This window comes from Legionella genomosp. 1, assembly GCF_900640215.1.
GTDB lineage: Bacteria > Pseudomonadota > Gammaproteobacteria > Legionellales > Legionellaceae > Legionella_C > Legionella_C quinlivanii_A.
The window spans coordinates 165,156-179,589 of record NZ_CAAAJH010000002.1; the positions used below are offsets into that span (position 1 = coordinate 165,156).

Below are 14,434 nucleotides of genomic sequence, written 5' to 3' on the forward strand. Positions count from 1 at the left end.
GCAGTGCCCGACAAGAGCCTCGATCTGGATTGCTTCGCCAAGGCTCGCAAAGACTTTTTTTGTACCCTAGCCTGCCCTGACGCCAGCTTTAACTTCTTTGACTGGGAGAGCCGAATGGAAGGGTTAATGCTGGGCCGTCCCTGCTTTCCGTTTCTGCGGATAGCCTCTCTGCAGGATGAAACAGGGAGGAAAACGCCGCCAGTCCAGGTTGAACGGTCTGATTTGCTTCCAGCTGGGTGAATAAATCGATCCCGTCTTCAAACTGATTCGCTTTTGCGATATCCAGTGCAGTCTGCCCCTCTTTGTTTTTTATGCCGGCAAACACTTGTATTGTAGCGCCATCCTTAAGTCTTGGTTGAAGCTCAAGTACCATAGAGATCAGATCCGTTCGCTGCGTAGCAGCAGCCCAGTGCAAAAAACTATTCGATTGCGAATCCTGTTGCCTAATTAAATTGTAAAAAATATTTACAGGCAACCTTGAAAGCAGATAACGACCCTGCGGACGATTGAGTAAATAAAGCAAGAGAGAATCAGATTCCGTCAATCCATCCCAGCTTTTTCTTGTTATATCATGATAAAAACTTAATCCGATAGCATCTTCCAGATCTGATTTTATAGTATCGGATATAGCCAGATTTTTGAAAATTAATACCAGAAACTCAAGACCTTCTTCTGTACGAGCCAGCTTTTCAAAGCAGGATTTACTAGTTTCTTCAAAGGGCTTGAACAACTCTTTTAAGGAGAAACTGAAATTGACCAGCTCAGGATTCTCTGCCAAATAATTTTCAAGACAACGCCAGAGGTTTTCCTCCTCTCCGGTTTTAAGATTCTTTTCATATAAATACTTAAGCAGGGACGGCATGTCTTCCAAGGGGCTCGCTAGAAACGAGTACAATAAACTCGGAACTGTGCCTATCATCAATAGATCAAAATTAGCATAGATTTCTTCTGAGTGCAGTGTAGTAGTCAATAAGTCGAAAAGTGCATTAATTTTAGCCTTGTTACAGAGTTCATCGAGCGCGTCCTGTTTTGCAACGACACGTTGCTCCTTTGTTTTCAATTGAAGCAGGATTTTCCTTTCTTTGCTCTTTTGCATTTGCAATTTGGCCGATGCTATTTTATTTCGTATGGTGGCAACCTCCTGCTTCAACTCATTAATTTCATTTCTCAGTTTCCTAGCGTCAGGAAGAAGAAAAGCCCCTCTTGTTCCAACAACGTTTTTCATCCTTTTCATAAGAGACTCCTCACTATTATCTGGTTCATGCGAGGTGGAGGCAGCCTTTTTAGCGGAAGATCTTGCATAAAGAGCAGGGTCAAGCGCTTTGATTACATTACTTAGATTATCCTTTTTAGCCAATTCGAAAGGCGTAAGCCCATCCTTATTTTTTATGCTCCATACATCGCATTCAGGCTTTAAAAGACCATCACGCAATACGCTGTCCCTTGCAGCCATGATTAAAACAATCACATTGATGCGCTGGTTTCTGACCGCCCAATGCAAAAGTGTCTCATTTGCTTTGTCTTTCCAGACTAAGCCTGAAAACAATTGGCTGGTGAAAAGAAGCTTAAATATCTGGCGGCCTGTTGGACTGTTTAGCAGGAACATTAACAAATTGTTCTCATCGCAAAGCTTATCCCACTCAGTGTTTGCGGTCGCACCAAAAAAAATAACCGACAATACAAGGAGAGGACCTTTATCAAGCATTTCAGGGACTGGGAGTGATTCCAGGACCTCCTTCAAAAAATCAAGGCCATGCTGTTTCCGGCATAGAATTTCAAAATAGCTTTTTCCACTCACAGGTTCTTTTTTGATTAATTCATTTAATGAAAAATAGAATTCGGTCAGTTGGGGGTTTTTAGTAAAAGAACGTTTAAGCGCCATCCACTTATCATTATCGGATTTTAACCTGCTTAGGAAACTGTCATAACCCGCATTCTTGATAAGCAATAGTAATTCAAGAATTACCTCTGGCTGTGGTTTCTCTACGCCTAGACGCTCAAGCCAGTCATCGGAAAAAAGCGCGAACCATCCATTCAAATCCGACTGAACTTTCTCCTCTTTTGTTAAAGGAGTTGAAGACTGCACTGAAGATGCAACCGACGGAAGCGGCGCTGCTTCAAATAAACTCATCAACTTAGTCTGCTCATTGATGGAAAGATCCGTTTTAATTGTATCTATCAGCCTGGATACGCCTAAATTACCACCAGTGCTGATCGGCAACTTCTCTTGACTTTTCTGGTTACTGTTAAAAAAATTAGGCAACAGCCCTGCCAAACCGCCCGAAACAGTATTTTTTGAGAGACTCGCGGTAGTTATGGCTGCGGGAGGTTTCCCTCCAGCGGGGTTCATACGCTGTCTGCCTCGTCTTCCTTTATTAGAATTTCGTTTTCCTCTTACTGTATTTAAATCAGGCGCAGTGTCTTCCTTTTCATTTGCAGAAGAAGCAGCTTCCAGTAGCTTTTCCGGCTCTTGATTAGGAGCTGTTTCACTTGACTTAACTGGCTCTTCTATCTTAATTAGCTCATTGGCCAACAGGAAGCTGGTATAGTCAGCGTGAGGCAACTTCCCCTTAAGCCAGCGATTAAAAGCATTCTCTGCCATGTCTTTCTTGCCATTCCGATACAACCTGCAGGTTTCTGCCTGCCATCCCGCGAGAGATTCTTCCTTGGTTTGCTTAAGAATCACCTCGTTTAAGAAGGCCGTGTCCGGAGTTGTTATTCCTTTCTCCAGCTCATTGCAAAGCCTGGTTAATGGATGACCTTTACCCTGGTCAATAAATAAGCGGCGCGTAGCACGTGTACAACTCGTGAAAAATTTATTTAAGGGCGGACCCAGGCGATCTTTGCTGCAACCCCTTCTGGCCTGGTTAACAGGCACTTTTGCATTCGGATCCAGTTCACGGCTCGCCTCATGGCAAAGTGGATCATCCAGCATCCGATACAGGATCACATTCTCATACTCCAGACCTTTGATCTGCTCCGGAGTAAATATCATTACCGCCTCGGGGTATTTTTCCCGGGCTTCCTTTACATACTGAGGCAGGGTGATAATGGCAAAATTACTTTGCTTGGCCATCTCCCTTAACTTGGCCAGTTCTTTTTCATCCTGCGTTAACCAATGGACCATGCCCGGCGTATTCGCCTGTTCAGGAGACATCTTTATTTCAGGCTTTTCCAGTTTGTCTGAACTGCCGCCCACCACTCTGTTTTTTATACTAATCACTGTGTTCGCGAAATGCACCACATCGGCAGGGCAACGGTAAGAATGCGGCAATTCAATATACTCAAGCTTTAACTCTATGCGGTTCATCATTTCAAAAATAAATGGACGCTTGGATTTACTATCAAAAAGACTTTGATGCGAATCCATGCAAAAGCAAATCTGCCCATTTTTAGCAAGATTCAGCAGATTTACCAGTTCCTGACCCGACAGATCCTGGGCCTCATCGCTCAGAACCAGGTCATATTTGCCCTGCTGTTTCAGATCAAGAAAATCGATAGCTACCTTGTGCTGATTATCCAGATAGGCCAGATAGGACTGGTACGCCCTTAAGATCCATTGCTTATCCTCTTTATTGGGGTACAGGCTTTGCTTTTCTCCGAGCCCCAGGTATTCACTTGGGGAATAACCCGATCGCAGTCGAAACTCTTCATAAATCTGAGCTGCATCCTCTAAAAAACCAGTTTTTCGGTACTTCTTTAACCACAACTCAAAATCAGCCTTCTGAGCAAGCTCTTTCCCAACAAAGGCTTGTCCTTGCTGTTCGCGGGCTACCGTTTCATAGGTTTTAAACTCAACTCGATTTTTCAGCTCCTCAGGAAGTAACAGCGCATCCCAGATCGCTTGCATCGCCTCGATTAATTCAGGGGATTTGGTCACATAGAGGATGTGCGTCTCAGGATTATCCGACAGGCGGCTTAGCAACTCTGTAATCAGCGATATCGCCACACAGGATTTTCCAGAACCAGGCGCTCCACTGATCAAGGCAGGAAGCCTTGTCTCCAATACCGACTCCTGCTGGCTATTCAAGCGAATGAAATTCTGGTTGTAATAATCCAGCGTAACCACCGGATGGGGCGGAACAATTGCCTCCCCGGCTGCCTGACGGGCAGCAGCGGCACGCTCCTCTGCCATTTGTTCGCGGATACGCTGGATTATCGAGGGACCATACTTGGCGCGATACTTTTCGACCCCGTGCTTATCTGAGTAAAGAGGGGATTTGTTATAATCATGATTTTCTGCAATGTCCGCTATCACGGCAGTCCATTCGCCGTCCACTTCAAAATCAATAATCAGCGCTCGATCAGCTCCGGTTATACGACCGCTCGCCAACTCATCGAGTAATAATTTCTCACCGAATAACTTCTCATAGCCGGCTGAGCCGGGACTATTCAGCAGCTTTTGCGCCAGGTTCTTCACTAGCTTAGGACCCTTCGTATACTTGGCTAATGCGGCCCTGTCTATAAATACACGTTTCCAACGTACCGGACGATTTTCTTTCTTCTCTTGCATGAATCACCAAAAACAAACAACCCACAAAATGATGAACTATTATACAGTGAGAATAATATGAAATCAAAACTATGACATACCCCGTCATCTCGAACGTAGTGAGAGATCTCCTAATGCTGGCACAAACCAGGATTTGGGAGATCTCTCACTACGTTCGAGATGACGGGGGACGGGGCCTGTTTGTGAGTAAAAATGGCTGGATTAATCAAAATAATTCCTTTTTTTCAGAGTGTCTTAATTTTCTCATAAGAATAATTTAATAAAATTGCATTTTCTGTACAATATAAACCCATATTGATATGATTATTACAAATGCATGCATTCTTGTTAAAAAGATTATCAACTCAAATCTTTCACTGGAAGAAATAACGGAAAGGCTAGGTGACATTTTCACAGCCGAAGAAATTACTCAGTTATATCGAGCCATTACAAATAATGATGACTTGTTGTTAAAAAAAGCACTGCAGAACTCTATAGATAATGCTTCTCTCTCTCAACCAGGGTACAGGAAAACTTTTTACGCCAAAGCGATAAGTTATGATCCGTTTGCACTAACCTACGTTGAGGAAATTTATCCTGATGATACGCAGTTCTATATTAAAGCGGTTGCCGCCGATGGTTTCCTGCTGGAGCATGTGCCAAAAGAAGTTGAAGACTATGTTTCAATTTGCTTTCAAGCAATACAGAAAAATCCGGAAAGCGTACAATTTGTACCAAGATCCTTACCAGAAGACATTAAAAAAGCGCTCTACCTTGCTGCCGTGTCAATCAATGGGTTAGCCCTGGAATATATTTTTGAAGCGCAGGACAATTACGATGTGTGTAAAACTGCCATCGATCAAAACATCTACGCAATGGAATTTGTCGATGAAACGATTCGTAAATTGCTATGCACCCAGAACCGACGTGTCTATCTCGAAAGAAATTACATGTCTCACCAGTATTTTCCTGGAGATAAAGCCAGTTTTGTTAAAGAATTTCTAAAGCAAATACAGCATGTCATTTTGATTAATAAGCAAGATCTCTATGATCAGGAACTCGTGGATGTAATGGAGGTTTATAAACGTAAACAGTCACGTGAGGAACGAGTCACCTGTGTGACTACTGATCACATGGATCATCTGATGAAGGATTTACAGTCGCTTGATCTGAAAGGCATTCACCTGATGATTCTTGGACATGCTAACTCCTTTGTTAAGAAAATCGCGGGCCTGGATGCCAGTCAAATCACCGAAATAGTGGAAAAATATTCTTGTCTTACCAAGGTCACTTTATTTGGCTGTAAAAGCGCTCAAATCGAGAAGCTGGAAGAGGAAAAAGCTATTATTCAAAAAGCCAAAGCCGAAAAAAAGCCACAAACTACTCCCGCTTGCGGATTAATCGCTGCCATATCCAAATCAGCTTCTGTAGAAAATTATGCCAAACTTTTACGTGCATCAGGGCTTGATGAAACTTATGTTATTGTTCAGCACCAGACGAATGAAGGGTATCAATATAAATTGCTCTACCTGTCAAAAAGCAATATCGACACAGGGAATGCTCAGACATCTGCATTTCTATCGAAGGATAACGTTACTCTTTTGCAAAATCAGTTTACGCGCAAAAATGATTTAAATACAGCCTTTGGAAAAGGCTTGAATATAGCGACATTGAAAAATAAAAAGAACCCGCTTAGAGTGGCTGAACTCGAACTGCTGGAGGAATTATCAGGCCGGAGTCCCTTTAGTAAATCTCATGCAAATTATAAAGTGCACAAAAGCAATCTGCCTTTCCTTCGTGGATTCACCATTTCAGAAACAGAAGCATTTTTCAAGCTACGAACTTCATTGTTGAAGGAAGTTATGGAGAGCATTAAAGCAAATCCGCACATAACACGTGCGGTAGTGATTAAAGGATATTGCGAATTAATCCATGTTGATAAAAAAGAATCTCGCTTTCATGTTTTGCCCAATATGAGTTATACCCATAACTTTTACAAATTACGTCTCTTTAGCAATGCTGCTGTGGATAATATCGATAGAAAATCCTTAGCGATGGAGCGTAAGAAAATGATGGATGCAGTTTACAGTGGAAATACAGAGGGTGAAAGTTTAGCCAAATCAGTTGAAATTAACTTGAATATGAATTTGATAGTTCCTCAGGAAACTCCAGAAACGCATTCAATCGTAGCCTAGAATAAAAAATCCCGCCTAAGCGGGATTTTCCAGGATTTGACTATCAACCTCTGGCTAGAAAACGCCTTCGCGGTAATCATGGCTTTCAAAATGCAGCTTGCCTTCCTTGACTTTCAGAATCACATGACCGCCATTCGTTAATTTACCAAACAGCAGCTCATCCGCTAAAGGCTTCTTGACATTTTCCTGAATCAGACGGGCCATTGGTCTTGCACCCATTGCCTTATCATAGCCATGTTCAATCAACCACTCTCGGGCCGCCTTATCCACCTTAAAGGTCACTCCCTTGGCACTTAATTGCTCATCCAGCTCCATGATAAATTTATCAACTACCAAACCAATAGTGACATTATCCAATGGTGCGAAGTTAATGATAGCATCCAGACGGTTTCTGAACTCCGGACTAAATTGACGCTTGATGGCATCGAGTCCATCCAGACTATTGTCCTGCATGGCAAAGCCGATAGAGCTTCGAGAAATTTCAGTAGCACCGGCATTACTGGTCATCACCATAATCACATGACGGAAATCAGCCTGACGTCCATTGGTATCGGTCAGCGTGCCATGATCCATGATTTGAAGCAGCAGGTTGAATACATCAGGGTGCGCTTTTTCAATTTCATCAAGCAGCAGTACCGAATGAGGATTTTTAGTCACTGTTTCAGTTAATAATCCGCCTTGATCATAGCCTACATATCCAGGAGGTGCTCCAATTAAGCGAGATACAGTATGCTTCTCCATGTATTCAGACATATCGAAACGTAAGAGCTCAATACCCAGTACATTAGCCAACTGGCGAGTCACCTCGGTTTTACCTACTCCGGTAGGTCCTGCAAAAAGGAAACAGCCTACTGGTTTTTGCGGCTCTCTTAAGCCAGAGCGCGCCAGTTTGATTGCAGAAGCCAGAGCGGTAATTGCAATATCCTGACCATAAACCAGTAATTTGAGATCACGCTCGAGATTTCGCAAAGTATCTTTATCTCTTGCAGAAACTTTTTTCACCGGAATACGGGCAATTTTCGCAACCACATTCTCAATTTCAGTAACACTGATAATTTTTCTGCGTTTGTTGGCTGTAAGAAGGTTTTGGTATGCCCCTGCCTCGTCAACGACATCAATCGCTTTATCCGGCAAGAACCGATCATTAATATATTTAGCAGACAATTCCGCAGCTGCTTTAAGTGCAGGGATTGAAAACTTGACGCCATGATGCTCTTCCAGACGCCCTTTTAACCCTTTGAGGATCTCAAAGGTTTCATCAATACTTGGTTCTTTTATATCAATTTTCTGGAAACGTCTTGCCAAGGCACGATCTTTCTCAAAAATACCCCGGTATTCCTGATAGGTCGTAGAACCGATACATTTCAACTCACCATTCGCCAGCAGAGGCTTGATGAGATTGGACGCATCCATGACACCACCAGAAGCGGCTCCAGCGCCGATAATGGTATGGATTTCATCGATGAAAAGTACGGCACCATCCTGCTGTCCCAATTGTTTGAGCACCGCTTTCAGGCGTTTTTCAAAATCACCACGGTATTTGGTTCCCGCCAGCAAAGCGCCCAGATCCAAAGAGTAAACGATACAGCTGCTGATCGCTTCCGGTACTTCTCCATCCACGATACGTCTGGCCAGACCTTCGGCTATTGCTGTTTTTCCAACCCCTGCTTCCCCCACCAGTAATGGATTATTTTTTCGACGACGGCAGAGTACCTGTATTGTGCGTTGAATTTCTTCATGTCGACCAATGAGTGGATCAATCTTGCCCAGTCTGGCTCGCTTGTTGAGGTTCATGCAATAGCTTTCAAGCGGCGACTCACTGCCCTCGCCTGACATTGACTCTTCATCCATCGAAGAATTCATGTTATCACTCATGTCGTTGTTCTGGTACTTGGAAACCCCATGAGATATATAATTAATCACGTCAAGGCGTGTAATATTCTCTCTGCGGAGAAAATAAACTGCCTGACTTTCCTGCTCACTGAAAATAGCAGCCAGTACATTTGCTCCGGTCACCTCCGTTTTGCCGGCCGATTGTACATGGAAAACCGCTCTTTGCAGTACCCGTTGAAATCCGAGTGTCGGCTGTGTTTCACGATCGACTTCATCTTCAGGGATTCGGGGAGTTGTCTCATCGATAAACTCGATCAAATCACGGCGTAATGAGTCAATATTAGCGTCACATGCCTGCAGAACATTCCCTGCTGCCGGATTATCAAGCAATGATAGCAACAAATGTTCTACCGTCATAAACTCATGACGTTTCTCCTTTGCTTCCTTAAAAGCAAGATTTAAGGTGAATTCAAGTTCTTTGTTTAACATTGTCGTTGCTCCTCTTCACCCATCTGCACTCATTCCGGTTCCATGGTACATAACAGTGGATGCTCGTTGCTTCTGGCAAAATCATTGACTTGAGCAACTTTCGTCTCTGCTATATCCCGAGTAAAAACGCCGCATACAGCCTTTCCAACTATATGCACCTGTAGCATTATCTGTGTCGCCAGTTCTTCACGGAAGTGAAAAAAACGCTTCAACACATCCACCACAAACTCCATCGGGGTGTAATCATCATTCAGGAGAATAACCTTATATTTTTTGGGCAATTTCAGCGCTGGGAGGACCTCTAGCTCCGTCACCTTTCGCTCAATTATTTCACCTGAAAATCGCTCGCTCATTACGTACACCCTTTACTAATTTTATAGACTTACCACGAGCATTTGGCCAGTAAAAAAGTGATTTAATTCATGAAAAAAATTAATTTTGTAGTTCTCGCCAGCATCCTGCTTCTTAAAGATTCAAATTGACGGTCTTAGATAACAGTAAGCAGATTATTTTTTTCAAGCAATTGATAAAACCCACATTCTTGCATCCATTTTGCAAAATATCCTGACAAAAATCAAAGGCTCTTTGCAATTGGCTCGCAAACCGCTGGATTACCGACCTGGGCTGCGAGCAGGCTGTCGTGGTTGCATAAATAAAAACAGGTACACAAAAACGGTCTTTGCGAGCGTCAGCGAAGCAATCCAGTTTCATAACTTTATTCAAGGTTCGATCTGGATTGCTTCACTTCGTTCGCAAAGACAACAGGTTAATTGCCTTGTTCTATTTATGCAACAAGCTGAACAGGCTCAAGCTTTACATATGATTAATTATTTCTTTTGCAAAACCGGAACAGCTTACTTCAGTTGCTCCTGACATTAATCGGGCAAAATCATAAGTTACAGTCTTGGCTTCGATTGCACCCTCAGTTCCTTTGATTATTAAATCAGCAGCTTCGGCCCAACCCAGGTGTCTCAACATCATCTCAGCAGACAGAATAAGCGAGCCGGGATTGACTTTGTCCTGCCCCGCGTATTTGGGTGCAGTACCATGTGTGGCTTCGAAAACAGCAATCGCATCCGCCATATTGGCCCCTGGAGCAATACCGATTCCACCGACCTGTGCAGCCAGGGCATCGGAAATATAATCACCATTAAGATTTAAGGTTACAATGACGCTGTATTCATCGGGACGCAGGAGAATTTGCTGTAAGAAAGCATCTGCAATAACATCTTTAACAATAATGTCCTTTCCTGTTTTAGGATTCTTGAAATGCAGCCAGGGACCACCCTGATATTCGGTAGCGGAGAAACATTCACGAGCGACTTGATAGCCCCAGTCTTTAAAGGCACCTTCCGTAAACTTCATGATGTTGCCTTTATGGACCAGCGTCACAGAGTCTCTGTTATTGTCGATTGCATACTGAATAGCTGCTTTAACTAATCGGGCAGTTCCCTGTTGTGAGACAGGCTTAATTCCAATTCCGCAGTGATCGGGGAATCGAATTTTTTTAACCCCCATATCTTCCTGTAGAAAACGAATTACTTTTTTAGCCTCAACACTATCCGCCTGCCATTCGATGCCGGCATAAATATCTTCAGAGTTTTCTCTGAATATTACCATGTCTGTTTTCCAGGGCTCTTTGAGAGGGCTTGGTGTTCCCTGAAAATAACGCACAGGGCGCAAACAGGTATAAAGGTCAAGATCTTGTCGTATCGCGACATTCAAAGAACGGATACCACCACCCACCGGTGTAGTTAAAGGCCCTTTAATCCCAATGACAAACTCACTGATAGCCTGAAGCGTTTCTTTGGGAAGCCAATGATTTTCACCATATACACGGGTTGCTTTTTCACCGGCATATACTTCCATCCAGGCGATTTTTCTTTTATCACCATAGGCTTTCTCAACAGCGGCATCTACGACCATACGCATTGCAGGAGTAACGTCCACTCCAATCCCGTCGCCTTCAATAAAAGGGATAATCGGATGATCAGGAACCTGTAAAGATGAATCGGGGGCAACAGTAATTGCCTGCCCATTTGCGGGTACTTTTATTTTTTCAAATGTCATCGACTGCTCCGTTAGTAAAATTCATGATCACCAAGGCGATTTGGGCTTCAGTGCTCATTTGGAAAGCAAGTAATACAAGGAAGAAATCTTATATCCAGGCCAAATAGCTACGTTTGAGTATATAATCCATGCAATGAAGCAGGAAAATTATACGAGAGCCATTTCCATGCTCACAATAATACGCTTATTACTCCAATGAGCGCTATCATAGCATGCTAAAACTCTTTAACCCAAGCACCTCGAAGTGATTTGGATTCAAACCGTTCGCTTGCTCAAAATGAAGGGCTGCGGGGTTAGACACTACAGTTATAATTCGGCATAATTTATCTTTAATTTTATTTGTATAGCCCCCCTTGTGAAACGAATTATTCTGTTTAATAAACCATTCGGAGTCCTTTGCCAGTTTACTGGTGAAGAACAAGACAAAACACTGGCCGATTATATTTCGATGCCTGGCTTCTACGCTGCCGGCAGGCTTGATAAAAATAGCGAAGGACTTTTGTTACTAAGCAATGACGGCAAGCTCCAACACGCACTCACTCATCCTGATAAACGTAAACAGAAATATTATTGGGTACAGGTTGAAGGAACCCCTGCTGATAGTGATTTAAACCAATTACGTGCTGGTTTAAAACTTGAAAAGGAGTCTTTTCTTCCTGCTAAAGCCAGGATCATTGAGGAGCCTGCCAATCTCTGGGCAAGGAATCCGCCGGTCCGTTTTCGCAAGTCGATACCCACCTCGTGGCTTGAGATTGTACTTTGTGAGGGGAAAAATCATCAGGTCAGGCGAATGACGGCCGCAATTGGCTTTCCAACTCTGCGTCTCATACGCCATCGGATAGCCGATTGGGAGCTGGGGGATCTCTTACCCGGTCAATATAAAATGGTGAGCATCTGATAATCCAGCTTTTTTATAAAGGGTTTAATTAAATTGCGAGCGCGGATGTATTTTGGTAAGCAGCGTGTCCTCAGTTAATAATCGAATCCAGGGCCATATCAGAACACTAATGACTGCACTCCCCAGGACATCAAAAAGACTGGCATAGCCGCCAAGAATGATATCGATGCCAAAAATACATAACTGGTAAACCAGAGCCGCAATGCCTACCAAAGCCATTTGCTGGCCAATGGAAAAAAGGCAGAATCGTCTGGATTTGCTGCTGGCAATCCAGGTAACAATCGACAGGGCAAAGGTATGCTCACCAATAATCGTCGACAGCAGAGTATCGAGAATGAGCCCCATGAGAATAAGAACCGCCAGACTAAAGCGATCAGGCAGGTAGAACTGAACATAAAGCATTAATAGCAATATCCAGGGTGGTCTGATACCTACTATGAGTTCGGGTAAAGGCAGAATACTCAGTGCCAATGCCAGTAGAAATGCAACCAGTAAGCGTATATTCATTGAACTCATGAGCTGGCTCCAGCAGCATTGATTCGCTCATTAATCTGACGAGTTAACTCGGCTTGCTCCTTATCCGGCCAGATAAGCAAAACCAGTCGATTTCGATTTAAAAGAGCAACCGGCGTCACATTCACCTTGATAAAGGCATCTCCCGGAATACTTTGGACAGACTCCACACGACCCACAGGATATCCTTCGGGATATAGACGGCCCAGGCCTGAGGTAACCAATAAGTCATCTTTCGCTATATTGGAAGTGCGCGGCAGATTAATCAAAGACAGTTGCCCGAGATTATTGCTGCCAACCAGTATTGCCCGCTCACCCGTGCGGGTATTTCTTACAGGAACAGCGCTTTTTGAATCTGAAATCAGCAATACGGTGCTGGTCATATAACCCACATCAATGATCTGCCCCATTACTCCTTTTGCATCCAATACAGGCTGCCCAACATAAGCACCGTCCCTCTTGCCTTTATTTAATACAACAAACTGACGAGCTGTCGTTGTGTCAACGGCAAGAATTTGCCCAGCCATTGCCCGCATTTGTGCTTTGGAAGAGGTTAATAACAACTCCCGAAGCTGAGAGTTCTCTTCTTTAATCGCCATTAATTTTTGCAGTTCCGCTTCAAGCATAGTTTGTTGATAGCGAAGCTGCATATTCTCATTAATTAAGGCGTTTTTGGAGCCTACCAGTGACTGAATCCAGCCAATAATACGAACGGGATAATCGACTGCGTATTGTAAGGGAGAAACGAGAAAGGAAAAGCCATTACGCACTGAACCCAGATAGTTATAGTGATAATCAGAAAACATCAGACCAATAGATAAAGCAACAGCAAACACAAAACCTGAGGTCTTGTGCCTGCCTTTGGAAAATAATCTATTTTTGGAATTATTCGGTTGAGAGGAAATCACCGCCACGAAGGTCCATTGTTTCTAATGCCTTACCACCACCCCGTGCTACGCAAGTTAATGGATCTTCTGCTACCAGAACCGGAAGACCGGTTTCTTCCATAAGCAGTGTATCCATATTCTTCAAAAGCGCACCACCACCTGTTAATACCATGCCACGCTCGGCAATATCCGCTGCCAATTCGGGAGGAGCAAGCTCAAGAGCCGCACGTACTGCACCAACAATACCAGAGAGAGGCTCTTGCAAAGCTTCTAAAATTTCGGCACTGGTTAGTGTAAAACTTCTTGGCACTCCCTCAGCCAGATTTCTTCCACGCACTTCAATCTCAAACAGATCACGGCTGGGGAAAGCAGAGCCAATTTCATGCTTGATACGCTCAGCGGTCGTCTCACCAATCAGTGTTCCATAGTTTCTGCGCACATAGGAAACGATGGCATCATCAAATTTGTCACCACCAATGCGAACCGACTGATGATACACAATTCCACTAAGAGAAATAATAGCGACTTCGGTAGTACCCCCGCCAATATCCACTACCATGGAACCACTGGCTTCTTCAACCGGCATACCTGAACCTAATGCGGCAGCCATCGGCTCTTCAATCAGAAATACCTCGCGGGCACCAGCACCCATCGCTGACTCACGAATCGCTCTGCGCTCTACCTGCGTTGATCCGCAAGGTACGCATACCAGAACACGCGGGCTTGGACGTAAAAATCGGTTTTCATGAACTTTGTGTATGAAATGCTGCAACATTTTTTCAGTAACAAAGAAATCGGCAATAACACCGTCTTTCATGGGCCTGATCGCGTTTATATTTCCGGGAGTACGTCCCAGCATTCTCTTGGCTTCGAGCCCTACAGCGGCAACCCGCTTCTGACCGGATTCATTTCTGAGAGCCACAACAGAGGGTTCATTTAAAACGATCCCCTTGTCCCTCACATAAATCAATGTGTTGGCGGTTCCCAAGTCAATCGACAGATCATTGGAAAATACGCCCCTGAGTTTCCTGAACATGTGCAACATTACCTCGTTCTT

9 protein-coding genes are annotated in these 14,434 nt (G+C 43.8%); 2 read left to right on the forward strand and 7 right to left on the reverse strand.

Annotated elements, in window-relative coordinates:
* Window positions 1-88 precede the first annotated feature (88 nt).
* Window positions 89-4,513 (reverse strand): DNA/RNA helicase domain-containing protein, encoded by a 4,425-nt coding sequence (locus tag E1O89_RS02940; RefSeq protein WP_133138868.1) that lies wholly within the window; start codon window positions 4,511-4,513, stop codon window positions 89-91.
* Between the two features lie 299 nt (window positions 4,514-4,812).
* On the opposite strand from E1O89_RS02940, the gene E1O89_RS02945 reads away from it, so the two are divergent.
* Entirely contained in the window at window positions 4,813-6,687 is a 1,875-nt protein-coding gene (locus E1O89_RS02945) for a DUF4116 domain-containing protein (RefSeq protein WP_133138869.1), read from the forward strand.
* 54 nt (window positions 6,688-6,741) lie between these two features.
* Here the strand turns inward: E1O89_RS02945 and clpA are convergent, their stop codons facing one another.
* From clpA to icd, 3 genes are all read right to left on the reverse strand, one after another.
* Window positions 6,742-9,009 carry an ATP-dependent Clp protease ATP-binding subunit ClpA gene (gene clpA, locus E1O89_RS02950; protein ID WP_133138870.1) on the reverse strand — a complete coding sequence of 756 codons (2,268 nt, stop codon included), beginning with the start codon at window positions 9,007-9,009 and terminating at the stop codon, window positions 6,742-6,744.
* 29 nt (window positions 9,010-9,038) lie between these two features.
* On the reverse strand, window positions 9,039-9,362 hold the full coding sequence (gene clpS / locus E1O89_RS02955) for an ATP-dependent Clp protease adapter ClpS (RefSeq protein ID WP_112218203.1): 324 nt from the start codon (window positions 9,360-9,362) through the stop codon (window positions 9,039-9,041).
* Between the two features lie 460 nt (window positions 9,363-9,822).
* Window positions 9,823-11,079, reverse strand: a complete 1,257-nt coding sequence (gene icd, locus E1O89_RS02960) for an NADP-dependent isocitrate dehydrogenase (protein ID WP_133138871.1) — start codon at window positions 11,077-11,079, stop codon at window positions 9,823-9,825.
* A 355-nt stretch (window positions 11,080-11,434) separates the two neighbouring features.
* Between icd and E1O89_RS02965 the strand changes: the two genes are divergently transcribed.
* Window positions 11,435-11,977 (forward strand): pseudouridine synthase, encoded by a 543-nt coding sequence (locus E1O89_RS02965; RefSeq protein ID WP_133138872.1) that lies wholly within the window; start codon window positions 11,435-11,437, stop codon window positions 11,975-11,977.
* 24 nt (window positions 11,978-12,001) lie between these two features.
* Here the strand turns inward: E1O89_RS02965 and mreD are convergent, their stop codons facing one another.
* Genes mreD through E1O89_RS02980 form a run of 3 tightly spaced genes read right to left on the reverse strand, consistent with a single transcriptional unit; the run spans window position 12,002 to window position 14,413 of the window.
* On the reverse strand, window positions 12,002-12,493 hold the full coding sequence (gene mreD, locus E1O89_RS02970; RefSeq protein ID WP_112218206.1) for a rod shape-determining protein MreD: 492 nt from the start codon (window positions 12,491-12,493) through the stop codon (window positions 12,002-12,004).
* Window positions 12,490-13,398: a rod shape-determining protein MreC gene (gene mreC / locus E1O89_RS02975; RefSeq protein WP_133139021.1), complete on the reverse strand. Its 909-nt coding sequence runs from the start codon at window positions 13,396-13,398 to the stop codon at window positions 12,490-12,492. The genes mreD and mreC overlap by 4 nt, the downstream gene beginning before the upstream one ends.
* Window positions 13,376-14,413, reverse strand: coding sequence for a rod shape-determining protein (locus E1O89_RS02980; RefSeq protein WP_025385468.1), 1,038 nt, complete (start codon window positions 14,411-14,413; stop codon window positions 13,376-13,378). The genes mreC and E1O89_RS02980 overlap by 23 nt, the downstream gene beginning before the upstream one ends.
* Between the last annotated feature and the right edge of the window lie 21 nt (window positions 14,414-14,434).